The organism is Arthrobacter sp. SRS-W-1-2016 (assembly GCF_002009585.1).
Lineage (GTDB): Bacteria > Actinomycetota > Actinomycetes > Actinomycetales > Micrococcaceae > Arthrobacter > Arthrobacter bambusae_A.
Map to the genome: position 1 here is coordinate 102798 of NZ_MTPV01000039.1, position 25112 is coordinate 127909.

A 25112-nucleotide genomic window follows, 5' to 3' on the forward strand; every position below is an offset into this window, starting at 1 on the left:
CACAGAGGGACATGCCCGGTTTTCGTGGAGCGTACGACGGCGGTGCGTCAGGCTTTCTTGACCCTCGCCCTGGGCTTGCTGGCCACTTTGGCGGTGGCGCCGTCGTCGGACTCTTCGGTGGACGACGCAGCGGCGGATCCAGCGGATGCCTTGCCGCGCTTCTTGTCGAGGCTCCGTTTGAGGGCTTCCATAAGGTCGATGACCTCGCCGCCTTCTCCTTCGCTGGCTGCCACGCCGAACGTCTCCTCGGTGTCGATGGAATCGCCCTTTTCGAGCTTGGCTGCGATGAGTTGGCGCAATTGAACCTGATAGTTGTCCGTGTATTGCTCTGGTTCGAAGTCGCGGGCCATGGAGTCCACCAGTGCCGAGGACATCTCCAGTTCCTTGTCCGAGATCTTGACGTCGGTTTCCAGCGACGGGAAGTTGGCTTCACGGACCTCGTCGTCCCAGAGCAGCGATTGCAGCATCAGAACGTCACCCCGTACCCGCAGCGCGCCCAGCCTGGTCTTCTGCCGCAGCGCGTACTGCACGATGGCGACGCGCTCGGTGTCTTGCAAAGTGCGCAGAAGCAGCATGTACGCCTTGGGAGACTTGGAATCCGGCTCGAGATAGTAGGGCCGCTCGTACATGATGGGGTCCAACTGCTCGGCCGGAACGAACTCCACCACCTCGATTTCGCGGCTGTTCTCCGCGGGCAACGATTTCAAATCGGCCGCGGACAGCACAACTGTGCGGCCTTCCTCTTCGTAGGCCTTGTCGATATCCTCGTAATCCACAACAGAGGCGCAGATTTCGCACTTCCGCTGGTAACGGATGCGGCCTCCGTCCTTGTTGTGGACCTGGTGGAGACTGACATCGTGGTCCTCGGTGGCGCTGTAGAGCTTGACGGGTACGTTGACCAGCCCGAACGCGATAGAACCCTTCCATATGGCCCTCATGCACTAAGTGAACATCACAACAAGGCGGAGGTGAAGAGGTGGCAACCAGCCAAAGGGAGCGCGTCAACGTTGAAGGCCATGAACTGACGCTCACCAATCTGGGCAAAATCATCTACCCGGAGACTGGCACCACCAAGGCCGAAGTGCTCGAATACTATGCCGCCGTGGCCCCGTTCCTGATCCCGGCCGCCGCCAACCGGCCCGCCACCAGGAAGCGCTGGGTGCACGGAGTAGGGACCACGGCCGATCCCGGGCCGATGTTCTTCCAGAAGAACCTTGACGACTCCACGCCGTCATGGGTTCCCAGGGTCACCATCCAGCACAGGGAGCACAGCAACGTTTACCCGCTCGTCAACAACCTCGCCACGCTCACTTGGCTGGCCCAAATTGCCGCCTTGGAAATCCACGTGCCGCAATGGAAAGTGGACGCCGACGGAACCATGTTGCCACCGGACCGCCTTGTCCTGGACCTCGATCCGGGGCCGGGGACCGGCCTTTCCGAATGCGTCGAAGTCGCCAAGCTGGCGCGCAGCATCCTGCAGGACGTCGGGCTTGATCCGGTTCCGGTGACGAGCGGCAGCAAGGGCATCCATCTTTACGCCGGGCTCGATGGGACCCGCAAATGGGAGGAGGTCTCCGCGTTCGCGCACGAGCTGGCACGCTCGCTCGAGGCCGACCATCCGGATCTCGTGGTCAGTGATATGAAAAAGACCCTGCGCAACGGCAAGGTGCTGGTGGACTGGAGCCAGAACAGCGGGAACAAGACCACCATCGTCCCGTACTCCCTTCGCGGCCGGGCCCACCCGATGGTGGCCGCACCGAGGACGTGGCGGGAACTCGCCTCCCCCACGCTCGAGCATCTGGACTTCACAGCCGTCATGAAACGCGTCAAAGAGGGAAAGGACCCCTTCGCCGCGGTCGCGGCCGGCACCAGCGCCGCGGGCACCCCCACCAGCACGGCCGCGGCCACCGCCGTGAATCCGCGGCTGGCAACCTATGTGGACAAGCGCGACCCGCAGCGGACCCCGGAACCGTTTCCCGCCGTCGGACACCAACCAGGTTCGCGCCCGCTCCAGGACGACGCGGAACCGAATCCTCCCGGCGGAATCTTCGTCATCCAGGAGCACCACGCCCGCAGTTTCCACCTCGATTTCCGGCTGGAACACGACGGCGTCCTGGCGTCCTGGGCCTTGCCGCGGGGCGTGCCGGACACTCCGGACAAGAACCACCTCGCGGTGCGCACGGAGGACCACCCGATGGAATATGCGCAATTCGCGGGAATCATTCCTCAGGGCGAATACGGCGCGGGGACGGTCAGCATCTGGGACAGCGGCGAGTTCCAATGCGAAAAATGGCGCGACGGCAAGGAAGTCATCGCCACCCTCACCGGCAAGCCGGGCGGCGGTTTGCACGGCACCCGGCGTTTCGCGCTCATCCACACCGGGGAGTCGCCGTCGCAATGGCTGATCCACTTGATGAAGGACAAACCGGGCCACCGGGCGGTGCTGTTGCCCGACGCCGCTCCGCAGTCGAACGGAACCCCCAGCTACGCACCTATGCTCGCGACCTCCGGAACCGCCGCCGATGTCTCCTCCGGCGACTGGTTGTTTGAACTCAAGTGGGACGGGTTCCGGGCCATCGTATCGGGGTCGGGCGGCAAGATCAGGTTGACCAGCCGCTCCGGAATCGACATGACACCCACCTATCCGGAGCTGGCGGATCCGCGCTACTGGCCGGACCACGACTTCGTGGCTGACGGCGAAATCGTCGCACTCAGCAAGAACGGCCACCCCAGCTTCGAGCTGCTCCAGAAGCGGATGAACCTCTTCAAACCCGGCGACGTCGAACGTGCCCGGGCGTCCGTCCCCGTGCAGCTCATGGTGTTCGATCTCCTCTACGACGCCGGCTCCCAAGCCAGTGCCGACCTCACCGCCCTGCCGCTCAGCGAGCGCCGCGAAAGGCTGGCGACGTTCCACGCGAAACTGCCGGCGAGGGGCTCCCCTATCCATGTGTCCGAGGTCCTGGAGCATGACCTCGACGACATCCTGGCGAGCGCCGCCGAGCTTGGCTTGGAGGGAGTGATGGCCAAGCGCGCCGACAGCCGTTACCAGCCCGGCCGACGCAGCAGATCCTGGATCAAGCTCAAGTTGGAACGCACGCAGGAAGTGGTGGTGGGTGGCTGGCGGCCCGGCGCCGGGGCGAGACTCGGGACCATCGGTGCGTTGCTGGTGGGGATTCCGGACGGCGACAAGCTGCGCTACGCCGGCCGGGTGGGCACGGGGTTCAAAGACTGGCAACTGCGCGACATCCTCAAGCGCTTGCAGGGGCTCGATCGCCCGGACTCACCCTTCCACGACATCCCGGCCGAGGACGCCGCCACTGCGCACTGGGTTTCCCCCGAACTCGTGGGCGAGGTGACGTTCGGCGACTGGACCGCCACCGAGAGGATGCGGCACCCCGTCTGGCGCGGCTGGCGCCCCGACAAGTCCCCCGCCGACGTCGAGCGCGCCTAGCCCGAACAGTTCAGCGACACGGAAAATGCCCTACGCCACCAGAATTCCGGTGTCGCAGGGCATTTTCCGTGTCGAAATCTTATTAAGAGGAGTGCGGCAGTTGGGGACGGCTGGTGCGGTGGACGGCTGTGACCGCAGCCTGCTGGCCCGCGCGGCCGTGGTTGGCGCCGCGATCCTTGGGGTGCTTGGACTTGCCACTGCCGTCTGGCCAGGCAGGTGCTTGGGTCGAGCCCAGCGTCATGGCCACAGTTTCCGGGGCCGGCATGGGCGCCTTGTCCATGGACTCGACCAGATGGCTGGCTACCTCGGAGTTGATTTGTTGCTCAACGCGCTTCGCAACCATTGTTCTTCCTTTCTGCATTGAAACGAAGGGATTTTCCATACTAGGTGGGAGCGGTCCGATTGTCTGCACGTTCTACCAGCGGACCTTCTTCTCGGACTTGGCCAGCTTGCCGCTCGCTTGGGTAGGCTTGTGCCCTTTTCCGGTGCTTTGCCAGCTGTTCGCTGCCCCGCCGCGGGATTTGCTGGCCAGCATCTCCTTCTGGGCGTCAGTCAGTTTCGATTTGACCCCAGCTTCCGGGGCGTCGGTTTCCTGCGCCTCCGGCTCGTGCCCGGCGTCGGTTTCGGGTGTGTTCGGTGTCATGCAGTGGACTCCTTAAAGCTCTTGATGTGCCGGAGGAGGTATCGGGACGTGACGTCCGCTGCGAGACCCTGGTTCTGGTGAGAGCAACAGGAACGGCGCGGAGGCGAAGCCTCAACAGGCGTGGATTTTTGTCGGTTCAAACTCAGCGATGACCCGCTGGTCTATTCAAAAATCAGTGTTCCCATGCACCCACCCTAGACAATCCGGGCCGTGTTTGTGAACCCCGGCGCTCATCGAGGCCGTTTCAAGCGTGGCCTCCACGTCCGCTCTCGGCTAGCATGGCCCGGAGAGCACCCCTCGGTATCCCGAAAGGCTCTCCCATGTCAGCACACACGTTCCAGCCTTCCCATGCTGCCGTCACCGCACGGCTCCGTTCGGCAGGTTGCGTCTTCGCCGAAGACGAAGCCCGGCTCCTGATCGCCGCGGCGCACGCTCCCGGTGACCTTGACCGGCTGGTCGGACAACGCGCCTCTGGATTGCCCCTTGAATACCTTCTGGGCTGGGCGGAGTTCTGTGGCCAACAAGTTTCGGTGGATCCGGGCGTCTTCGTCCCCCGCCGCCGCACGGAGTACCTCGTCCAGGAGGCAGCCCGCCTCGTCCGGCCGGGCGCCGTCGTCGTCGATCTCTGCTGTGGATCGGGGGCCGTGGGTGGCGCTTTGGTTGCCGCCGTCGGCGGCATCGAGCTTCACGCCTCCGACGTCGACCCCGCTGCGGTCCTCTGCGCCCGTCGCAACATCGGCCCGACGGGCGGCCAAGTGCATGAAGGCGATCTCTATTCGGCACTGCCGGTCACTCTTCGCGGCCGGGTGGACGTCCTGGTGGCCAACGCCCCCTACGTCCCCACGGACTCGATCGGGATGATGCCGCCGGAGGCCCGGCTGCATGAACCGCGGGTGGCGCTCGACGGCGGTGCGGACGGTTTGGACGTGCAGCGCAGGATCGCGGAGGAGGCCCCGTCATGGCTGGCTCCCGGAGGTCGGTTGCTGATCGAAACGAGCGTCCGGCAGGCCCCGACGACGGCGGCACTGTTCGGGCAAGCGGGACTGTCAGCGAGGGTGGTCCATTCCGAAGAATTCGACGCCACGGTGGTGCTGGGGAAACGGCAGGAAACCCGCCGGACATGATCAGCAAACTGTGTGTTCCGGGCCCCTGAACCAAACAATTTGGTAACGAACCCCCGGAGCACGCCAGAATCCGCGTGATTCCGGGGCTGTAGGGACCACATGGATGTCAGACATTTGTACCCAAAACCGCCCGGAAAGGCCCCGGATTTCGGAGCCCAACTCTAGGATCCGGCGAATCTCGCGTAAAATTGAAACCCTGCCCAGAGCGGAGCAGCTGTATGTCGCAAGCAAATGATCTCCCTAGGAGAAACACAAATGCCCACAGACCGAAGCATTACCGACTCTTCAGCAGGCGCTAGGAACGCTGCTGCAACGAGCAAGACCGCACCACGCGGTGCCTCAAAATTGAAACTTCCAACACGCCGTCGACTCAAGGTATCCGACGTCAACGTCGTTGACCAGCCCATGCTGAAAAAAGCACTCGGCGGCACGATCGTCGGCAACACCATGGAATGGTACGACGTCGGCGTGTTCGGCTACCTCATCACCACGATGGGGCCGGTCTTCCTGCCCGAGGCCGATAAGTCCGTGCAGACCCTGTTCCTCCTGGGAACATTCGCCGCGACCTTCGTGGCACGACCGCTCGGCGGCGTTGTCTTCGGCTGGCTCGGCGACAAGGTGGGCCGCCAGAAGGTGCTCGCCACAACACTCCTGCTGATGGCTGCAAGCACCTTCGCCGTCGGACTCCTGCCTGGATACGCACAAATCGGCATCTGGGCAGCCGCGCTACTGGTCATCCTGAAACTCGTCCAGGGTTTCTCGACGGGCGGCGAATACGCCGGCGCCACTACCTTCGTGAGCGAATACGCTCCGGACAAGCGCCGCGGCTTCTTCGCGAGCTTCCTGGACATGGGCTCCTACATCGGCTTCGCCCTTGGCGCCGCCCTCGTATCAATCCTCCAGCTCACCATCGGCCAGTCAGCCATGGAGGACTGGGGCTGGCGACTGCCGTTCCTCATCGCGGGTCCGCTCGGCGTCATCGCCGTGTACTTCCGTAGCAAGATCGAGGAATCACCCCAGTTCCAAGCCACTTTGGATGCCCAGGAAGCCCTGGCAGCGGATGCCGCAGCGGGCGACGCCGCGGTAGCCAAGGGCCCCATCGGCATCGTGAAAGCCTACTGGCGCCAGATCATCCTCGCCATGATTCTTGCCGCAGCCGCCAACACGGTGGGCTACATGCTGACTTCCTACATGCCCACGTACCTGACCGAGTCCAAGGGATACGATCCCGTTCACGGCACGTTGCTGACCATCCCCGTGTTGGTCATCATGGCAGTCTGCATCCCGTTGACAGGCAAGCTCTCCGACCGGATCGGCCGCCGGCCCGTACTGTGGATCGGCGCCGTCAGCACGGTCGTGTTCGCCGTTCCGGCCTTCCTACTGATTGGCGTCGGCGACATCTGGTCCACGCTTGCCGGTCTGGCCCTGATCGCCTTCCCCGTCACGTTCTACGTCGCAAACCTCGCGTCCGCGCTCCCGGCGCTGTTCCCGACGTCGAGCCGCTATGGGGGGATGGGCATCGCCTACAACTTCTCCGTAGCGATCTTCGGCGGCACCACGCCGTTCATTGTCGCCTCCTTGATCCAGGCCACCGGCGATGACATGATGCCCGCGTATTACCTCATGGGCACGTCAGTGGTTGGCGCAATCGCCATCTACTTCCTGCGCGAATCCGCACAGCGCCCGCTTCCGGGTTCCATGCCGAGCGTGGACACGCAGGCCGAGGCCCGCGAGCTCGTGGCAACCCAGGACACCAACCCATTGATCGACTTGGACGAAATGCCGTTCGACAACGGCACCCTCGTAGCCGCGGAGCCGGATCGGGACCCCGTCCCGGCCTAGGCAGACTGCGGGCGCGGGCTGCGGGCGGCCCGCGCCGGCGGGGCAAGGCTGGTTGTTTGGTAGCGGTATCGCTGCAAACAACCAGCCTTGCCGTCGTTTAAGGCCCTGTCCTTCAGGCCTTGCGGTCGGTCTTCTGCTCCTGCATCCGTTTTGCCTGCGCCTGGATCTTCGGGCCGTAACCGCCGTTCAACGCGGTGTCCCTGATGTGGGTGGCTTTCGCGACCCGGTCGCCGGCCGCCGCATCCTTCAGCGCCTTCAGGTCCGCCTGCAGCGCGGCTGGAAGCTTTGCGGCCAGCTTCGGGCGCTTGTCGAGGATGAAGGTGGCGATTTTCGCGGCGCGCTGGCCGTAGGTGGGCTTGCTGCTGTCCCCGTTGACGAAGAACCGCAGGCCAACCGCCAGCGGGTGGCGCGCCAGTGCCGTTTTGGCCGCGACGGCAGCCGCTGCTGTCGGCTGGGAGGTGGCTGCCGCCGTCGTGCCTGTGCCGCTTGAGGTAGCCGCGTTCGCAGCGATCACGCCGCCGCCCAGCAGGAGGCCTGCCGCAAGGACGCCGACGACGACGGTGCGGGCCTTGGTGCGCTTGCGGCCCTCAACGGGGGTACCGGGGCTCGGGATGGTGTTGCTCATGGTTCGTGTCCTTTGTTCCGGCCGGGGGTCGATCCGCCGGCGCTCTTCACAACACTCTGGTCCGGCCGCATGAACTGACTGTTCGGCCAATGTTCGAGGAATGTAAAACCGTCCCCGCCGGCTGACGATGACACTCCAGGCACCCCGTCCTTGCTGTTGAATGGACGCATGGAAGAGAGCCGCGGATTGGTGCTGATTGCGGAGGATGAACAGGCAATTGCCGATATCCAGCGCCTCTATCTGGGTCGCGCAGGTTTCGGCGTCCACGTGGAGCGGGACGGGGTTTCGGCGCTGGCACAGATCAAGCGGCTCAAACCGGTCGCGGTGATTCTCGACGTCGGGCTACCCGGCTTGGACGGGATCGAGCTCTGCAGGCAATTGAGGCAGGCCGAGGATTGGACGCCCGTGCTGTTCGTCACGGCCCGCGATGAGGAGGTGGACCGCGTCCTTGGCTTGGAACTCGGCGCTGACGACTATCTCACCAAGCCGTTTTCGCCCTCCGAACTGGTCGCGCGGGTCAAGGCGGTCCTGCGTCGGACCGAGGGAACCCCACGGCCCAAACCACTGGTGCTTGGCAGCGTTGAACTGGATCCGCTGAACCGGACCGCACGCGCGGGAACTGAGGAACTCACGCTGACCGCCACCGAATTCGACCTCCTCGCCTATCTCATGGCCCAGCCCGGCCGGGTCTTTTCCCGTGAGCAGCTCCTGTCCGCAGTGTGGGGGCAGGCCAGCTACGCCGCCGGACGGACAGTGGATGTGCACATCGCGCAGCTCCGCGCCAAGCTCGGCGGGCACTCCCCCATCGCGACGAGCCGCGGTGTCGGCTATTCGGCGGGGGCTTCCCCATCGTCCGGCCCCCGTCCCTCGGCCGGGGAACCCACGTGAGGCGCTGGTTCGGCACGCTGGCGGGGCGCACGACGGCGGTGATCGCCGCCGTCGCGACCGTCGCCGTCGTGCTTGCCGGCCTGCTGGCGGCGCAACTGGTCAACGCCACGGCCGTGGACGAAGCCAAGAAGTATCTCGCGGTCGAGGCCGATTCCCTGAGCAAGCAATCAAGCCTTGGCAGCCTGCAGGACCTTCGCGCAGACCTGCTCACCCACGGCGCGAGGTTAGCGCAAATCAGTAACGACGGCCGAGTGAGTGGCGGCGGGGCGCGGCTGGTGGATGCGAAGACCGTCGCGGACGTCTTGGCTGGAAAATCGGTCTCGACATCGGTGAACGGTCCGCAAAACACCGTGGTCCTCGAGGCCCGGCCGTTGGCGGCCGGCGGTGGCGTGGTGCTGGCGCAGCCGGTGTCCGAAATCCGTGCGGCCGCCGCTCCCCTGCTGAGCCGCATGCTGATTGCCCTCGCCGTTTGCCTTGTGTTCGCCATCGTGGCCGGTGGCCTTCTGGCGCAATGGTTGAGCCGGCCCTTGGTTCGCACGGCACATTCGGCCCATCGGCTTGCCGCCGGAGAACGATCCGTGGCGGTGGCGCCCGGCGGCCCGGCCGAAGTGGTGGAGGTTTCGCAGGCACTGGCTGCCCTCGACGCCGCACTCCGGACCAGCGAGGGGCGCCAACGCGAGTTCCTGCTCTCCATTTCCCATGAAATCCGGACACCCCTCACCGCGCTGCGGGGCTACGCGGAGGCGCTTGCCGACGGTGTGGTCAGCGGAGACGACGTGAGCGGGGTGGGCCGGACTCTCGTCGCCGAAACCAACCGCCTGGACCGTTTTGTCCGCGACCTCCTGGAATTGGCACGGCTTGAGTCCGACGATTTCCGCGTGGAACTGCAACCTGTGGACGCGTCCTTGATCCTGCGCGAGAGCTGGCAGGCCTGGCAGGCGGTGTGCATCCAGAACGGGATCGCGGGGCGGCTCGAACTGCCTCTTGGGCCATTGCCGGTCCGCAGCGACGGCCAGCGGCTGCGCCAAGTGGTGGACGGGCTGCTGGAAAACGCACTGCGCGCGACACCCGAAAGCGCTCCGGTTGTGCTCGCCGCTTACGCGACCGGAAGCGGGCTCACCGTTGAAGTGCGCGACGGCGGCCCTGGCCTCACGGAGGCGGATGCCGCCGTCGCGTTCGAACGCGGTGCGCTCTTTGCCAGGTACAGCGGAGAACGGCCGGTTGGAAGCGGACTGGGCTTGTCCATCGCGGCAAGGATCGTGCAGCGGGTGGGCGGCCGCATCAGTGTGCGGGTGGCGCCTGAGGGCGGCGCGGCGTTCGTGGTGGAGTTGCCCGGCATTCCCGCGGGCGCCCCGCAAACGTAGACTCTGCGCATGGCCGATATTCCAGTGGGTTCGCTGCACCACATAGAGATTTGGGTACCCCACATCGGCCGTGCGCAGGAAGAGTGGGGCTGGCTGTTGGCCGAACTGGGCTACGAACAATTCCAGGAGTGGCCCGAGGGGTGTAGCTGGAAACTCGGAGGCACGTACATCGTGATCGAACAGTCCACGGCGCTCACGGGAAGCACCCACCGCAGGACAGAACCTGGCCTCAACCACCTCGCCTTCCATGCCGGCACCAGGGAGAGCGTGGACCGGCTCCGGGAGCTCGGCGCCGACTCGGGCTGGTATGAGATGTTCGAAAGCAAGTTTCCCCACGCAGGCGGGGCCGACCACTACGCCGCCTATCTGGTGAATACAGACGGCTACGAGGTTGAGCTGGTTGCGGGGTAGGGGCGGGGGATTCGCCTAGGAACCCGGATTCCGGAGCCGGGCCTTGAGGGCCGCCGTATCAACGCCCAGGTTATGGAGCAGGACGGCAGCCGGATCCGGTACCTGCCGCTCCAGCAGGGCGAGCAGGAGGTGCCGCGTGGTGATTCTTCGGACCTTCTCCCGGGTGGTCAGTATTAGTGAATCCTGAATGACTGAGCGGGCTGCCGAGGTGAAGGTAGTCCGGCTGCTTCCCTTCGGCGTATTCAGGGCACCGAAGTTCCCCATCGTGATGCCAACGGATTCCAGCGCCTGCTGGTCGAGGGTGTCGAGCTGGGCGCGGGCGGATTCGAGGTCCGTCTCCAAAGTCCGGCAGCTCTCGGGGTCGTGGAGCAGCCCCAGCAGCAGATGGTCCGTTCCGATTCTCCGGTCTCCGCGGCGTTTGGCTTCCTCGGCGCCGGCATGGACAGCAGTTCTTGCTTCGCCGGCAAATCGTTCAAACATGGCAGGCTCACTTTCCGTATTTGGCGTGGACCGACTGCTTGGAGACGCCCAAGGCATCACCGATCTGTTCCCAGGACCAGCCCTGCTGCCGCGCGAGGGCCACATTGGTGGCCTCTACCTTTTCCGCCAGGCGATGCAGGGCACCAACGGCGCGGAGGCCAATTGCCGGGTCGGTCGCCGCGATATGGGAAGTCAGCTCATCACCATTCATGCTGTCAGTTTGAACTGACAGCATGAATCTGTCAATCCAAACTGACGAAATCGTCCTGGGCAAGGATTGACTTGACGCGCCGCCGCATGGCGATCCTCGGCCAACGACTCAGGCCCACCAAACCCTCGCACTCGAGAATGCCCCGGAGTCCGTCGTCCAACAGCTCCGGTTCCAAGTCCTCAAAACCCAGCCGGCGATAGTAGGGCGCATTCCACGGAACATCGCGGAAAGTGGTCAAGGTGAGCCACTCCAGGCCCTCGGCCTGCGCCCACTTTTCGGCCCCGTCGAGCAGTTCGCTCCCCAGACCTCTCCGCGCATGCGACGGGTGGACACTCAACTGCTCCACGTGCGCATTTCCGTCGAGGTGTTCAACCAGGAGATAGCCCACCGGATCGTCTGATGCGTCGGCGAAGACCAAAGCACCGCCCCGTGACTGGAAAATCGCCAACTCCGTGACGGTCAGGGGCTCGTCGTCGGCGATGGCGTCCATTCCGCAAGAGCGGAAGATCTCCCCCGCGGCGAATTCGATCCCGCGGAGTCGTTCAAGTTCGTCCGGCCGTGCCGCCCTGATCATGCGGCGGCACCGTTGCGGGCAAGATATTCGTTGCGCTGCTCAATGAGGTTCTGCAGGTATCGCGCCAGGAACGCTTTCTCCACAAGCCGGCCCACGACGCCGAAGGGCGCCGCGAACTCGACGCGATCGATCATGAGCGTGCCGCCGTCGTCGGGAAGGAACTCGTGCACGTGCCGGAAGAAACGGAAGGGTCCCCGCACTTGCTCGTCCGTAAACGACTCCGGGAAGCGATACCGGGTGATCCGGCTGCTCATCCGCAGGGGTACCGCGAAATGCCAGGCCTGCCAGGTGACCTCGTCGCCTTCCGAGAGCAGTCCGGACACGACGCCGGCAACCGCACGTTCCCGGGACTTGGCCATGGAGCCAACGTGGGCGTCGACGTTGCGGGCGAGATCGAAGAGCTCCCCCGGCTCCATTCCAATATTCGTACGGCACGTGAACGACACAGTCATGCTTCGATCCTGCCACCGTTTCGAAACCCCCGTCGACCCAACTAGCTCGCAGTTGTTGTCGTTATGAGGCTCCAAAACGACACTAACTGCGAGCCAGTTGGGTGGGAGGCTGGGCCCACGCCGGTGGGGACTAGTTGGACGGGAAGTTGTACGACGCTCCCGAAGCGTGGGCGGACTCGGGCCAACGGGACGTGATGACCTTGCCTCGGGTGTAGAAGGAGACTCCCTCGGGGCCGTAGATGTGCTTGTCGCCGAAGAGCGAGGCCTTCCAGCCGCCGAAGGAGTAGTAAGCCACGGGAACCGGCAACGGCACATTGATTCCGATCATGCCAACGTCAACTGAACGTTGGAATTTCCTGGCGGACGCCCCCGAGGAGGTAAAGATCGCGGTGCCGTTGCCGTACGGATTGGCGTTGATCAGCCTGATGCCTTCATCGAGGTCCTCCACCCGCACCACCACCAGGACCGGGCCGAAAATCTCCTCCTGGTAAGCGCTCATTTCGGTCTTGACGTGGTCGATCACGGTGGGGCCGACCCAGAAACCGTCCTCATGCCCAGGAACCACGAGGTCCCTGCCGTCCACGACCATGGCGGCGCCGGCCTGCTCCGCCTCGGTCACCGTCTTGACGATGAACTCCCGGGACTCGGGGCTGATCACGGGGCCCATGTCGGCGTCGGCGTCGGTACCGTTCTTGACCTTGACGTCGAGGGCACGCTCTTCGACCTTCTTGACCAGCAGATCCGCGGCATTGCCGACGGCGACGGCCACTGAGATTGCCATGCACCGTTGTCCGGCGGAACCGAACGCTGCGGCGGCCAGGTGGTCGGCGGCGTTGTCCAGGTCGGCGTCGGGCAGCACGATCGCGTGGTTCTTTGCCCCGCCCAGGGCCTGGACCCGCTTGCCATGCGCCGTCGCCACTTCCAGGATGTGCTTCGCGACAGGGGTGGAACCTACGAAGGAGATGGCGTCCACGTCCGGGTGCGTGAGGAGCCCGGAGATGACATCACGGTCACCGTGCAGGACCTGGAACACGCCGTCGGGCAAGCCGGCGTCTCGGAACAGTTTCGCAAGCAACATCGCGGCCGAAGGGACGCGGTGCGAAGGCTTCAGGATGAAGGCGTTGCCCGTCGCGATCGCCATCGGAGCCATCCACAGCGGCACCATCACCGGGAAGTTGAATGGAGTAATGCCGGCCACGACGCCCACGGGCTCCCGGAACGAGAAGACATCGATGCCCGTGGAGACCTGGTCCGAGTACTCCCCCTTGAGCAACTGCGGAATGCCGCAAGCGAACTCGATGACCTCCAGGCCCCGGCCGATCTCGCCCTTCGCATCGGAAATGACCTTGCCGTGTTCGGCAGTGATCAGGGCCGCGAGTTCGTCCACATGGGCAGCGACGAGCTCACGGAACTTGAACAACACGGCAGTGCGCTTGGCCAGCGAAATATCGCCCCAGGACGCTGCGGCCTCCTTGGCGATGGTAACCGTCGCGTCCAAATCGGCGCGGTTGGCCAACCGCAACTCGGCAGTCACGGCACCCGTGGCCGGGTTGTAGACAGGCTTGGTGCCCGTGCCGCTGCCGGCGGCCTCGGTTCCGCTGATGAAGTGGTTGATGATGGTCATTACTGCTCCTGTAGTAGGTGGTGCTCCACGGCATGAACGTCGTTGACATCCCGCGGCAAGCCGGTGGCGAGTGATTCCTGGAGCGCCAGGCGGACGGCCAGGTTCTGTTCGGTCAATTCCCTCTGGACGAGCTCGGGTCCGGAGTTGCGCACCCACGCACTGAACCGTTCGATTTCGGTCTTGAACGGGTCTTCCCCGATGTCGACAGACTCAGTCCGACCGTCGCGGAAGGACACCGTAACGCGGGCAATTTCGCCCGGGTCCGGGTCGAAAGCCTTGTCCAGGGTGATGTGGCCTTTCGTGCCGATAATCTGGAACGTGTTGGTGCGCGGGCCCTCGAAACCGCAGTCCAACGTTCCCAGGACGTCCCCATAGTCCAGGATCGCGGCCATAGTGGTTTCCACCGCGTCCGTGCGGCTTGTGCCCTTGCCGAAGACGGTTTCCGGTGCGCGGCCCATGACCATGTTCATGATGTCGACGGCGTAGCAACCGACGTCGTTAAGCGCACCTCCGTCCATTCCCGGCTGGAGGCGGACCTCGCCTTCGCTTCGGTCCATGACGAAATGGAAGCGGGCGTGCATGGACACCAACTCGCCGATCTTGCCCGAGTCGATGAACTCACGGACTTTCTGGTGCTGGGGGTGGAAGCGGTACATGAACGCTTCCATGAGGTTCACCCCGTTGCGTTCGCAGGCTTCCAGAACCCGGTGGTAGTCGTGGGTGTTGGCGACGAGCGGCTTCTCGCAGAGGATGTCCTTGCCAGCTTCGGCAGCCGCAACAATCCAGTCGGCGTGCAACGAGTTGGGGAAAGGCAGGTAGACGGCTTCGATGCTTGGATCGGCCAGTAATTCCTCGTGGGAAGAATAGGCGGACGGGATGCCGAAGCGCGCTGCGACGTCGGCCGCCTTTCCGTTCGGGCTGCTGATCGCCGAGGCAACGGCATTCCGGGCCCGGCTCATGGCCGGCAGGAACCGCCCTTGGGCGATCCGTGCCGTGGTCAGCACTCCCCAGCGGACGGCGCTCATCGGTCGATTTCCGCTTCGAGCTGGCGCAGGAACGCGACCGACTGGCGGACGTCCCGGACCGGACCGTCGTCGGTGGGTTCGGAATCCAGGATGGTGTCCTGCTCCATGGTGAACCAGCCCTCGTAACCGGCGTCCAGCAGGTTCCGGACGATTCCGGCGATGCCGACGTCGCCTTGTCCCAGGGGCACGTACATGCCTGCCTTGACGCCGTCGGTGTAGGAGATCTCGCCGGCCTGGACCCGCTGTGCGAGGGCCTTGCGCACGTCCTTCAGGTGGGTGTGGCCGATCCGCGAGGCGTAGTCGCGAACCAGAAGGGCAGGGTCGGTGCCGCCGATGAGCAGGTGGCCGGTGTCCAGGCACAGGTTCGCCGCGGTGTCGTTGAGGACCCGGTCAACATCCGAGGTGCTTTCGATCATGGTTCCCACGTGCGGGTGGACCACTGCCTGGATGCCCTTGTCCGCGGCGGCCTTGACCACTGCGTCAAGGTTCCTGCCGAACAGTTCCCAGCCTTCGGCGTCGAGCTCGTGGCGCTGATCGTAACCTGCGACGCCGGTCTCCGCAGCGAGGACCATGACGCTGGCCCCGGCAGCTTCGTACGCGTCCAGCTCGGCGGACACAACATCCAAAGGGTTCCTGGACGGATCGTGCAGGATGACCGGGAAGAACCCGCCGATGGCCTGGAGGTTGTGCCGCTTCAGCACCTCCGCACGTAGGGCGGCTTGTTCGGGCAGGAATCCGGCCGGGCCGAACTCGGTGGCGCTGATCCCCAAGGCGGTCATTTCGGACAAGACCCTGTCGGCCTCAAGCTGGTGGCCCCAACCGGGGACTTCGCAGACGCCCCAGGAAATGGGTGCTGCGGCAAGACGCTGGGTGATGGTGCTCAATCTGATCCTCCGTATACGTTTTGGTCCCAGTCGATGACCGAGCCTGTGACAACACCACTCCGGTCGGAGAGGAGAAAGACAATGAATTCGGCGATCTCGTCCACTTGTCCGAGCTTTCCCATGGGGACGGATGCGTTGGCTTTCTCCAGCCAGTCCTCCCCCGCGCCGTGGAATTTCTTCTGGGTTTCGGCTTCGCCGTCCGTGGCGGTCCAGCCGATGTCCAGCCCGTTGATGCGGATTTTGTCCCAACGGTGGGCATGCGCCGCGTTGCGGGTTGCTCCGGCCAGGCCGGCCTTGGCCGCCACATACGGCGCCAAGTACGGCTGCCCGCCGAGTTCGGCGATCGAGATGACGTTCACGATGCTTCCTGGCACACCCCTGCTACAAAGATGCTTGATGGTTTCGGCCATGATGAAGAACGGCGATTTCAGGTTCACTGCGATGTGCGCGTCGAAGAGCTCGGGCGTCGTGTCCAGCATGGTGCCGCGGGTGGTCAGGCCGGCCGCATTGACCGCGCAGTCGAGTTGCCCGAAGACGCTGATGGTCTCAAGCACCGAGTTCCGGGCCTGTTCGACGTCGGCAAGATCGGTCTTGATGAACCGGGTTTCGACGCCGGATGCCGTGATTTCCGCGGCGAGCCGTTCACCCGATCCCGCGTTCCGGCCCGTGACGGCGATCCCGGCTGCACCCTCGGCCGCCGCGCGTCTCGCGACTCCGGCGCCCAAGCCCTGCGTGCCCCCGCTGATCAGGATGACTTTGTCCTGGAGAAGTGGCATGGCTAGAGCTGCCCGATCTTGACCGAATTTTCGATGCTGACAGCGCGGCCGGAACGGGCGGACTCTTCAGCTGCGTTGGCCAAGGCGAGTGCCTGCAGGCCGTCGTCGAACCCCGGGCTGCAGGGGATGCCTGCGCGGATGGCCTTGGCGAAGCTGTCCAATTCGTTCCGGTAAGCCGCGGCGTAACGCTCCAGGAAGAACGGCAGGTAGGCGTCAGACTCTTCGGTGCCCGCGGCGCCATACTTGCGCACCGTCGTCGGGGTGACGTTGCCTGCGCTGAGCATCCCCTCGCTGCCGAACGCCTCCAGTCGCTGGTCGTGGCCGAAGGCGCTGTGGCGGGAGTTGGTAATGGTGACCAGCTCGCCGTCGCGGCCCTTGAGGGTGATGACAACCGAGTCGAAGTCCCCGGCTTCCTCGATGTAGTCGCAGAACATGTTGGCGCCAGTGGCTGAAACTTCGATGATGTCAGGGACGAAAAACCTGGCCATGTCGAGGTCGTGGATGCTCTGGTCCCGGAAGATCCCGCCGGAGGTGGCGATGTAGGCAGCGGGCGCAGGTGCGGGATCACGGCTGATAATGGTCAGCTGTTCGAGGCGGCCGATTTCCCCCGCCGCGACACGCGATTGGATGGCCGCGAAGTGGGGATCGAAGCGGCGGTTGAACCCAAGCATGAGGGGCGTGTTGTTGCCCTTGATCGCGTCGCGGCAAGCGAGCGCACGCTCGATGTCGAGGTCGATCGGCTTCTCGCAAAGAGCTGCCACGCCTTGCGCCATGGCGCGCGAGATCAGGTCCACGTGCGTGCTGGTGGGCGATCCGATCACGACGGCGTCAAGGTCACCGTTCGCGAAAACCTCGTCGGCTGACTCGACGGCGATAGCGCCGGTCCCGGCCGCCAACGTGCGGGCTCCTTCAATGAAAGGGTCGGCGATCCATGCCAGTTCCAGGTCCGGGTGCTCGGCGATGTTCCGGGCGTGGACCTGCCCGATGCGGCCGGAACCGAACAGCGCGACCTTCAGTGGGCGTTCAGTGGACATGTGTGGGGTCCTTTCTAGCGGGTTGCCCGGGAAAATCCGGACGTGGGTTGGTTCTGGATGGTGGACGGGTACGTGCCCAGCTTCAGAGCGGTCACGGGGTTGCCACCGCGGCGGGCGTGCGGCCCGCGAGGACGTCAACCGCGCCTTGGGCGGCATCCCTGACCGTGTGGGCCATGCCTTGACGGGTGAATCCCATCAGGTGCGGAGTCAGGACGACGTTTTCGTGGTCGAACAAGGCGTGGTGGGCGGGCGGCTCGGGATCGTACACGTCCAGGCCGAGCCCCGAGAGCTGCCCGGACTGTAGTGCCTCGTGGACGGCGTCGAGGTCGATGAGGCCGCCGCGGCTGCAGTTGATGAGGATCGCTCCGGGCTTCACGGCCTTGAGCCGCTCCGCGTTGATGAGGTTGTGGTTTTCCGGCGTCAGGGGCGCGTGGAGGGTGATGAAGTCGCTGCCTGCAAGGAGCTCCTCCACGGTGCCACAGCGGATCTCGGCGGGGATTTCGGCGAAAGGATCATAGGCCAGGACTTTCAGCTCGAAGGCCTCGGCGATACGCGCCACCCGGCGGCCTATGCGGCCGTAACCGATGATGCCGAGCGTGAATCCCTCGAGGTCTCCGACGCCGACGGCGGCACGTTGCTCCCAGCGTCCCTCGCGGACCAGCGAGGTCAGCGGAGAGAGCTTCTTGACGAGCGCCAGCAGGTGGGCGAACACGCCTTCGGCCACCGAGGCGGTGTTGCTTCCGGGCGTGATGACCACCGGGATTCCGCGTCGCTTCGCTTCGGCGACGTCCACGAGGTCCGTTCCGACGCCGGTCCTGGCGATGACTTTGAGGGCGGGCATGCGGTCCAACAGTTCCCGGTCCACGCGGTAGGCAGCCCTGACGATCGCGGCATCGGCGTTGGCCAGGTCCTCGTCGGTGGGGTCCTGGATGAGCCGCTGGTGTTCGGAGAGCAGCGGTTCCACGAGGTCTGGCTCGACGCTGCCGAGAGCGACAAAGATTTGGGGTGTGGTTATGGAAGCCATCGTCATCCTTGAAGATGTGGAGGGGTATGTGGGCGGCGCCGGGAATGGCGACCGCTGATAGGTCTAGAAAGTTAGAGGCCCAGGAGACTGGATTTCCGCACGACCAAGTGGGGCGTGACGGAATGGTGGACGAACCCGCTGCCTTCACCATGGATGCGTTCCAGGAGGGTCTTGGCCCCCGTGACGCCGATGGTGGAGCTGTCCGGGTCGACGGTGGTCAGTCCCAGGCGCGGCATGGCACCGAGCGCGATGTTGTCATAACCGGTGACGGCTATTTCGACGCCGCGTTCATCGGCAGCTGTCATGGCTCCAAATGCGGCGAGGTCGTTGATGCAGGCCAGCGCTGTGGGGCGCTGGTGCTCGGAGCGGGAGGCCAGGGCACGTTGCGCGGCAACATAGCCGGACTCCTGGAAGAAGTCGGCGTCGACCACGCGGATATAGCGGGCCAACCCGTGCTCTTCCATTGCCGCCGAATAACCGTCCACGCGTTCCCGTCCAACCGAGCCACCGAGACCGCCGAGGTGCACGATGTTCTCGTGTCCCTGGGCGATCAAGTGCTCAACAACCATGGACATGCCGAGGGCGTCGTCGCTTCGCACGATGTCGGCGGTGTCGATGTAGTCCGGTCCGCCACCGGCAAAGACCACAGCCCCTCCGGAAACGGCGCGGCTGAACGGTGCTTTGTCAGGCACAGTTCCGACGACGAGCAGCCCTGCGACCCGCAAGTCCCGGAAGGCCTGCAGGATGGACTGGTCCACTCCCCTGCCCGCCGCCGTGACCGCACTGAAGAGGACGGTGTGCCCGGCCTCTTCAAGTACGGTCCGTGCGGCGTCGGCGACGTCGAAGGCCCACGGATTGTGCATGTCGCTGACCAGCACGCCAATGGTTCCGCTTTCCCGTGTTGCCAGTGACCGGGCCGCGAGGTTCAACTCGAAGCCCATCTCCTCAACAGCCTTGAGCACCCGCTGGCGGCGTTCGTCGCTGACGCGCGGTGAGTCGCGCAGCACGAGTGAGACCAAGGACTTGGAAACGCCAGCGCGTTCTGCCACGTCCATGATCGTCGGCCGCCGGGCGGATGGAGGTGCCATGGTTATGCCCGCGCTGCCGTGGTGCCGTGGATTTCCTCGATCTTCTGCCATTGACCGGACAGCGAGGACGCTTCCGCGGCGCTGACAATGGCAGCGGCCGAAGCGGCGTCGTGGATGTTGGAGTTATCCTGCGCTCCTCCGGTGACGGCAACGAGGAACTTCTTGGCCTCGATGACCTTGAGGTCGTCAAACCCCATGCTGTTGCCGGGCCCAGGTTGGAAGTGGGAGTAATCCCCATGGCGCGGGCTGGCGTTGACGGTGGTGTAGCCCTGCTCGTCGTTATTGCGGCCCAGGCAGACCTTGAGTTCGTTCATGCGCTCGAAGTCCCATTTGAGCGAGCCTTCGGTCCCGTAGACCTCGATCTGGTAACCGCATTCGGGTCCAACGGCAACGCGGGAGGATTCGATGGTGCCGACGGCGCCAGCCCCGCGGGCGGACGGGCCGAATCGGACCAGCGCTGCAGCGTAGTCCTCATTCTCGACCTCTCCCATTTCACCGTTTTCGATCACCGCGAAGTGCGTCCCTGACCCCATCGCCAGCTTGGGGCGCTGCGTGTAGACCGTGCTTGTGAGCGCGGTTACCTCGGCGATCGGCCCAACTACATATTGGCACAGGTCCGTTGCGTGGCTGAACAGGTCCGCCAGCACGCCGGTACCGGCAAGTTTCCGGTCAAAGCGCCAGGACAGCGCACCGTTGGGTTCGGACGCGTACCCGGAGAAGAACACGGCGCGGACGTTCGTGATGCGGCCGAGCCGCCCGTCCGCGATGAGCTTCCTGGCGTGCTCCACTGCCGGGGCGTGGCGGTAGTTGTAGCCGATGGAAGTCACGACGCCGGCCTCCACGGCGGCTTCCTGCACGGCTGCGGTTTCCTCGTAGCCGCGTCCGACGGGCTTTTCGATCCAGAAGTGCTTGCCGGCTTTGGCCGCCGCGATGCCGATTTCGGCGTGCAGGAAGTTGGGGGCGCAGATGGAAACGACGTCGACGTCCGGGTGGTTCAGGACATCGTGGTAGTCGGTGGTGCCCTCCGCGAAGCCAAGGACATCGCGGGCGTAGTCCACCCGGTCCGGTGCCGTGTCCGCCGCGATGACGAGCTTGGTGGTCAAGCCGAGCTCCGGGTAGGCGTAGGGGACCGTCTGGTAGGCGCGCGAGTGGAGCTTTCCCATCCATCCGACGCTGATGAGGCCTACACCGACTGTGCGGGATTCTTGGCTCACGTTATTGCCTTTCTCATTGAAAATTCTTGTCAGTTGCGGGCGGTGTCAAAAGCGTCGCGGAACGCCGCCGCCATAATGGTGGAGTCCGAGCCAATGGCCACGAACCGGAAGCCCTGGCGGACATACTTGGCTGCCGCCATGCCGTCCACAGCGAGGATGCCGGCCGCTTTGTTGTGCAGCTGCGCGGCGGCGACCACCCGTTGCAGTGCTTCTTGGAAGGCGCTGCTATCCAGTTGCATCGGCACACCCAGGGCGAAGGACATGTCCATCGGTCCGACGAAGAGGACATCCACGCCGTCCTGCGCCGCGATCTCCTCGACGTGCTCGAGTGCGTCGAGGGTTTCGATCTGGACGATTCCGACGGTTGACTGCTGGTCCGCGCTCAGCGGAGCCCTGTCCATGCCCCAGCGGCAGGAGCGGTTGTAGGTTGCCACGCCACGGTCGCCGTAGGGCGGATAGAGCATGTGCTTCACGGTTTGCTTGGCTTCTTCAACGGTGTTCAGTCGGGGCACCATGATGCCTGCCGCGCCTTGATCGAGCACGCGACCGATGCGGATCCGCTCCCCGCTCTCCACGCGGACAAGAGTGGGGACGCCGTAGCTTCCGGCCGCAAGGACACCGTCGCGCACGGCATCTTCACCGCCGGAACCATGCTCAAGATCGATGAGGACCCAGTCCGCGCCGGCAGCGGCGCACACTTCCACCGTGGTGGCCGAAGCCATGCCAACGAAGGTCCCCACCGTGACTTCCCCGGCCGCCAAGCGGCGCCGCAGCCGGCCGCCGTCGAGCGGTCCGCCGTCGTAATTGCTGCCGCCCGAGGCGCTCATCCGAACCACCGCTGGCGGCTCTTTGCCTGCTCGTAGTCGGCGCGGAGGGTGCGGACCCATTCCTGACCGGACACTTCTGCGGGAGCTACGTCCCACCAGACATCGCCGCCGGGCAGGTCGACGTGGGGAACGGTTGGCACCACGATCACGACTGGTCCTTGGGTGTCGCGGGTGGAGGCCAGCGCTTCCCGGACCTCTGCCGCAGTGCTTGCCCGGATAGCGAGGGCGCCCAGGCCTTCGGCGATCTGCCGCAGGTCCACCTTGAGGTAATCGCCGTCCAGCCGCGCCTTGGGGGCGTCGTCGACGGCGACGCTTCCACCGGTGGTGCGGTAGCGGAACTCGTTGCCGAACTCGCGTCCCATGCGGTTCATCTGGAGGCGGTGGATGACCTGGTAACCGTGGTTTTCGGAGACGACCACCGTGACGTTGAGTCCTTCCTGGGCCGCCGTGAGGATTTCGGTGGGTGCCATGAGGAACGTGCCGTCGCCGATGAAGGTGACCACGCGGTTGTCGTTGTTGCCCTCTGCCAGGCGGACGCCCATGCCTGCCGCGATTTCGTAGCCCATGCAGGAGAAGCCGAATTCCAGGTGGCAATTGCGGTTGCCCGTGGCGTCCCAGACTTTTTGCAGGTCACCGGGAGGTCCTCCGGCCGCGGCGATGATGGTGTCGCCGGAGCGGGCGTGCTCCTGCATCAGTCCGATCAGTTGCGGCTGGGTCAGGACGGCTCCGGTGACCGGCGCGTCCGGGTGGTCTTCGGGGCGGTAGGCAGTGTCGGCGTCGAGCCATTGGGATCGGATCGGGGCCCACTTCGCTTTCTCGGAATGGACAGTTTCCTGCCAGTTTTCGGCGGTGCTGTGCCCTTCCAAGGCCCGGGCAAGTGCTTCCAGGCCCAAGCGGGCGTCCGCGAGGATGCCGGTGGCGCCTTGCTTGCGGGTATCGGCGTCCACGATGTTCAAGGATGCGAACCGCACGTCCGGGTTTTCGAAGATCGACTGGGAGCCGGTGGCGAAGTCGGTGAGGCGGGTGCCGACGCTCAGGACCAGGTCGGCTTGCTTGACCAGGGTATTGGACGCGAAGTTGCCCTCCAGTCCGACGCCGCCCACTTGCCACCATTCGTCCTTGGTCACGGCGCCCTTGCCGCCGAAGGTCTCGACGACGGGAATTCCCGTCTGTCCCGCCAGCGCCTCGAGTGCGGCGTGGGCGTCGGAGTAGTGGATGCCACCGCCGGCGATGATCACCGGACGCTCGGCAGAGCGGATGAGCCGGGCGACGTCGTCGACCTCTTCCAGGTCCGGCAGCGGCCGCCGGATCTTCCAATCGCGCGGCTCGAAGAATTCGGCCGGGAAGTCGTAGGCATGGGACTGCACGTCCTGGGGCAGCGAAATGACCACGGCGCCGGTGTCAGTGGGGCTCGTGAGCACGCGCATTGCCTGCGGAAGGGCGGTCAGGAGCTGCTCCGGGCGGTTGATCCGGTCGAAGAACCGCGATACGGGCCGGAACGCGTCGTTGACCGTGGCATCGGCCTCGGTGGGGTGTTCGAGTTGCTGCAGCACCGGGCCCTGGTGCCGGGTGGCATAGGTGTCGCCCGGCAAGAGCAGCAGCGGGATCCGGTTGACGGTTGCCAGGCCGGCGGCGGTGACGAGGTTGAGCGCGCCCGGGCCGATGGAGGCAGTGACGGCGAGGACTGCCTGGCGACGGCTCGCCTTGGCATACGCGGTGGAGATATGGGCCAGGTACTGCTCATGCCGGCCTTGGATGAACGGCATGTCGTCGGCCAGTTCGTCCAAGGCCTGTCCCAGGCCGGCCACGTTGCCGTGGCCGAAGATGCCGAGGGCTGCGGGGACCAGGCGGCGGCGGACGCCGTCGGCCAGCGAATACTGTGCGGACAGGTACTTGATGACCGCTTGGGCCGTGGTGAGCCTGATGGTCTGCGATGGTGTGGTCATTGCCTTATTCCCGTTGTCGTGGTTACCAGGGGCGCCCGTGCAGGACGACCGTCTTCTCTTCGGTCATTTCCTGGACAGCGGAACGGACGCCTTCCTTGCCGATCCCGCTGCCTTTCAAGCCGCCGTAGGGCATGAGGTCGGCCCGCCACAGCGGCGACCAGTTGATGTGGATGTTGCCGGCGTCGATCTGCCGCATGGCCTGGACCGCTCCGGCGACGTCGTTCGTGAAGATGCCGGCGCCCAGTCCGTACTCGTTGTCGTTCGCCATCGCGATGGCGCTCTCCATGTCCTGCGCGGACGAGACTGCGACGGCGGGTCCGAACAATTCGTTCCGGCTCAGCGGCGACCGGGGGTCGACCCCCGCGACGACGGCGGGAGTCACCACGGCGCCGTCACGGTCACCGCCGGTGAGGACCCGGGCGCCCGAATGGCGGGCTTCAAGGATGGAGGTGTGGACGCGTGCTGCTTCCTCTTCGGAGATCAGCGAGCCGAGCCGGGTGTCCTCTTCCTTGGGATTGCCCACGGCGATCGCTTCGACCTTCGGGACCAACGCATCCAGGAAGTCTTTCTCGACGCGACGGTCAACGATGACCCGCTGCACCGAGATGCACACCTGGCCCGCGTTGACATAGCCGCCGGCAGCCACTGCGGTGGCGGCGAGTTCGAGATCGGCGTCCGGCAGGATGATCACCGGGCATGAAGCGCCCAGCTCCAGGGACAGCTTCTTCACGCCCGCGATCGAGCTGATGTGCGTCCCGGTGCTGGTGGAGCCTGTGAAGGACACCTTGCGGACCCGCGGGTCCGTCACCAGCACGTCGCCCAGGGAGCTGCCGGGTCCGGTGATCACGGACAGGGCCTCAGGCGGCAGGCCGGCGTCGACGAAGCACTGTGCCAGCTTCAGCGCCGTCAGCGGCGTTGCGCGGGCCGGTTTAAGTACGACGGCGTTACCGGCTGCCAGCGCGGGTGCGATTTTGTGCAACACCAGCAGGGCCGGGTAGTTGAACGGCGTGATGGCGACGACGATGCCCACAGGCTGCCGCAACGTGAAGCCGATCTTGTCCAAACCTGTCCCGGCGTTTGCGTCCAAGGGAAGCGTGGAACCATACAGCTGGCTTCCCTCATAGGCAGCAAGGCGGATGATGTTGCCGGAGCGGCTGGCCTCGCCCCGCGCCTCCGTGATGGGCTTCCCGGTTTCGGCGCTAATGGTCTGGGCGATGTCCTCGGCGCGTTCATCCGCGAGTGCGGCTGCCCGCAGGAGGATGTCGACGCGGACATGGGCCGGCGTGGTCCTTTGCAGGTGGGCGCCGATCTCGGCCCGGTCAAGGGCGGCCTGGGCGTCCTGGACCGTCGCTACGGGGACAGTGTCGATCGTCCGGCCGTCGAAGGGTGAGCGGACTTCCTCGGTCCGTCCGTCGGCGGCGCCGCGCCAGTTTCCGGCTATGAGCATTTCCATGGTGGCTCCATCAGGTTGTAGACGTTCGCGCTTAGTGGCGCTTGGCGTTGCTTTCGTATGCCGCGTCGGTGACTTCGGCGACTTCGGCTTGGACTTCCTTGAGGGCTTGGGTGTGTCCGCCGAGTTGTTCGAGTTCGTGGGCGAGTTCGGCC

General features: G+C 65.1%; 25 protein-coding genes. 6 read left to right on the forward strand and 19 right to left on the reverse strand.

The window, feature by feature from the left end; translation table 11 throughout:
* Positions 1 to 47 precede the first annotated feature (47 nt).
* On the reverse strand, positions 48 to 938 hold the full coding sequence (locus BMF89_RS09670; protein WP_078106871.1) for a Ku protein: 891 nt from the start codon (positions 936 to 938) through the stop codon (positions 48 to 50).
* A gap of 38 nt (positions 939 to 976) precedes the next feature.
* Between BMF89_RS09670 and BMF89_RS09675 the strand changes: the two genes are divergently transcribed.
* Entirely contained in the window at positions 977 to 3451 is a 2475-nt protein-coding gene (locus BMF89_RS09675; protein ID WP_078106872.1) for an ATP-dependent DNA ligase, read from the forward strand.
* An 82-nt stretch (positions 3452 to 3533) separates the two neighbouring features.
* Here the strand turns inward: BMF89_RS09675 and BMF89_RS09680 are convergent, their stop codons facing one another.
* Positions 3534 to 3794 carry a hypothetical protein gene (locus BMF89_RS09680; protein ID WP_078106873.1) on the reverse strand — a complete coding sequence of 87 codons (261 nt, stop codon included), beginning with the start codon at positions 3792 to 3794 and terminating at the stop codon, positions 3534 to 3536.
* A gap of 72 nt (positions 3795 to 3866) precedes the next feature.
* Complete coding sequence (locus BMF89_RS09685; RefSeq protein WP_078106874.1) at positions 3867 to 4094, reverse strand: hypothetical protein; 228 nt, start codon at positions 4092 to 4094, stop codon at positions 3867 to 3869.
* Positions 4095 to 4414: 320 nt separating this feature from the next.
* On the opposite strand from BMF89_RS09685, the gene BMF89_RS09690 reads away from it, so the two are divergent.
* Positions 4415 to 5218, forward strand: coding sequence for a putative protein N(5)-glutamine methyltransferase (locus BMF89_RS09690; protein ID WP_078106875.1), 804 nt, complete (start codon positions 4415 to 4417; stop codon positions 5216 to 5218).
* Positions 5219 to 5473: 255 nt separating this feature from the next.
* Positions 5474 to 7060, forward strand: coding sequence for an MFS transporter (locus BMF89_RS09695; protein ID WP_078106876.1), 1587 nt, complete (start codon positions 5474 to 5476; stop codon positions 7058 to 7060).
* Between the two features lie 112 nt (positions 7061 to 7172).
* Here BMF89_RS09695 and BMF89_RS09700 read toward each other — a convergent pair whose 3' ends face one another.
* Complete coding sequence (locus BMF89_RS09700; protein WP_078106877.1) at positions 7173 to 7685, reverse strand: hypothetical protein; 513 nt, start codon at positions 7683 to 7685, stop codon at positions 7173 to 7175.
* Positions 7686 to 7853: 168 nt separating this feature from the next.
* Here BMF89_RS09700 and BMF89_RS09705 point away from each other — a divergent pair, with 168 nt between their 5' ends.
* From BMF89_RS09705 to BMF89_RS09715, 3 genes are read left to right on the forward strand one after another with little or no spacing between them, the layout of a single operon-like run.
* Complete coding sequence (locus BMF89_RS09705) at positions 7854 to 8573, forward strand: response regulator transcription factor (protein WP_078106878.1); 720 nt, start codon at positions 7854 to 7856, stop codon at positions 8571 to 8573.
* Complete coding sequence (locus BMF89_RS09710; RefSeq protein ID WP_139359615.1) at positions 8570 to 9937, forward strand: HAMP domain-containing sensor histidine kinase; 1368 nt, start codon at positions 8570 to 8572, stop codon at positions 9935 to 9937. The genes BMF89_RS09705 and BMF89_RS09710 overlap by 4 nt, the downstream gene beginning before the upstream one ends.
* Positions 9938 to 9946: 9 nt before the next feature.
* On the forward strand, positions 9947 to 10348 hold the full coding sequence (locus BMF89_RS09715) for a VOC family protein (RefSeq protein ID WP_078106879.1): 402 nt from the start codon (positions 9947 to 9949) through the stop codon (positions 10346 to 10348).
* 15 nt (positions 10349 to 10363) lie between these two features.
* On the opposite strand, the gene BMF89_RS09720 is transcribed toward BMF89_RS09715, so the two are convergent.
* The 15 genes from BMF89_RS09720 to BMF89_RS09790 all read right to left on the reverse strand — a co-directional run bounded on the left by BMF89_RS09720 (position 10364) and on the right by BMF89_RS09790 (position 24960).
* The gene (locus BMF89_RS09720) at positions 10364 to 10828 is read right to left on the reverse strand and encodes a Clp protease N-terminal domain-containing protein (RefSeq protein WP_078106880.1); all 465 of its coding nucleotides are present in this window, start codon (positions 10826 to 10828) and stop codon (positions 10364 to 10366) included.
* Positions 10829 to 10835: 7 nt separating this feature from the next.
* Positions 10836 to 11039 carry a helix-turn-helix domain-containing protein gene (locus BMF89_RS09725; protein WP_078106904.1) on the reverse strand — a complete coding sequence of 68 codons (204 nt, stop codon included), beginning with the start codon at positions 11037 to 11039 and terminating at the stop codon, positions 10836 to 10838.
* A 31-nt stretch (positions 11040 to 11070) separates the two neighbouring features.
* A complete protein-coding gene (locus BMF89_RS09730; RefSeq protein ID WP_078106881.1) occupies positions 11071 to 11613 on the reverse strand; it encodes a GNAT family N-acetyltransferase in 543 nt (180 codons plus the stop codon).
* Positions 11610 to 12065, reverse strand: coding sequence for an SRPBCC family protein (locus BMF89_RS09735; protein ID WP_078106882.1), 456 nt, complete (start codon positions 12063 to 12065; stop codon positions 11610 to 11612). Before BMF89_RS09735 ends, BMF89_RS09730 begins: the two co-directional genes overlap by 4 nt.
* A 130-nt stretch (positions 12066 to 12195) precedes the next feature.
* Entirely contained in the window at positions 12196 to 13689 is a 1494-nt protein-coding gene (locus BMF89_RS09740; RefSeq protein WP_078106883.1) for a CoA-acylating methylmalonate-semialdehyde dehydrogenase, read from the reverse strand.
* Positions 13689 to 14714, reverse strand: a complete 1026-nt coding sequence (locus BMF89_RS09745) for a Gfo/Idh/MocA family oxidoreductase (protein ID WP_078106884.1) — start codon at positions 14712 to 14714, stop codon at positions 13689 to 13691. The genes BMF89_RS09740 and BMF89_RS09745 overlap by 1 nt, the downstream gene beginning before the upstream one ends.
* Positions 14711 to 15598 carry a sugar phosphate isomerase/epimerase gene (locus BMF89_RS09750; RefSeq protein ID WP_216353808.1) on the reverse strand — a complete coding sequence of 296 codons (888 nt, stop codon included), beginning with the start codon at positions 15596 to 15598 and terminating at the stop codon, positions 14711 to 14713. The genes BMF89_RS09745 and BMF89_RS09750 overlap by 4 nt, the downstream gene beginning before the upstream one ends.
* Positions 15595 to 16374: an SDR family oxidoreductase gene (locus BMF89_RS09755; RefSeq protein ID WP_078106885.1), complete on the reverse strand. Its 780-nt coding sequence runs from the start codon at positions 16372 to 16374 to the stop codon at positions 15595 to 15597. Before BMF89_RS09755 ends, BMF89_RS09750 begins: the two co-directional genes overlap by 4 nt.
* A 2-nt stretch (positions 16375 to 16376) precedes the next feature.
* Positions 16377 to 17408 carry an inositol 2-dehydrogenase gene (iolG, locus tag BMF89_RS09760; RefSeq protein WP_078106886.1) on the reverse strand — a complete coding sequence of 344 codons (1032 nt, stop codon included), beginning with the start codon at positions 17406 to 17408 and terminating at the stop codon, positions 16377 to 16379.
* 91 nt (positions 17409 to 17499) lie between these two features.
* Positions 17500 to 18432 (reverse strand): hydroxyacid dehydrogenase, encoded by a 933-nt coding sequence (locus tag BMF89_RS09765; protein WP_078106887.1) that lies wholly within the window; start codon positions 18430 to 18432, stop codon positions 17500 to 17502.
* A 71-nt stretch (positions 18433 to 18503) separates the two neighbouring features.
* Positions 18504 to 19487 carry a LacI family DNA-binding transcriptional regulator gene (locus BMF89_RS09770; RefSeq protein ID WP_253190779.1) on the reverse strand — a complete coding sequence of 328 codons (984 nt, stop codon included), beginning with the start codon at positions 19485 to 19487 and terminating at the stop codon, positions 18504 to 18506.
* A gap of 35 nt (positions 19488 to 19522) precedes the next feature.
* Positions 19523 to 20734, reverse strand: coding sequence for a Gfo/Idh/MocA family oxidoreductase (locus BMF89_RS09775; RefSeq protein ID WP_078106889.1), 1212 nt, complete (start codon positions 20732 to 20734; stop codon positions 19523 to 19525).
* 29 nt (positions 20735 to 20763) lie between these two features.
* Positions 20764 to 21561: an aldolase/citrate lyase family protein gene (locus BMF89_RS09780; protein ID WP_078106890.1), complete on the reverse strand. Its 798-nt coding sequence runs from the start codon at positions 21559 to 21561 to the stop codon at positions 20764 to 20766.
* Positions 21558 to 23507 carry a 3D-(3,5/4)-trihydroxycyclohexane-1,2-dione acylhydrolase (decyclizing) gene (gene iolD / locus BMF89_RS09785; RefSeq protein WP_078106891.1) on the reverse strand — a complete coding sequence of 650 codons (1950 nt, stop codon included), beginning with the start codon at positions 23505 to 23507 and terminating at the stop codon, positions 21558 to 21560. The genes BMF89_RS09780 and iolD overlap by 4 nt, the downstream gene beginning before the upstream one ends.
* A 22-nt stretch (positions 23508 to 23529) precedes the next feature.
* On the reverse strand, positions 23530 to 24960 hold the full coding sequence (locus BMF89_RS09790; protein WP_078106892.1) for an aldehyde dehydrogenase family protein: 1431 nt from the start codon (positions 24958 to 24960) through the stop codon (positions 23530 to 23532).
* Between the last annotated feature and the right edge of the window lie 152 nt (positions 24961 to 25112).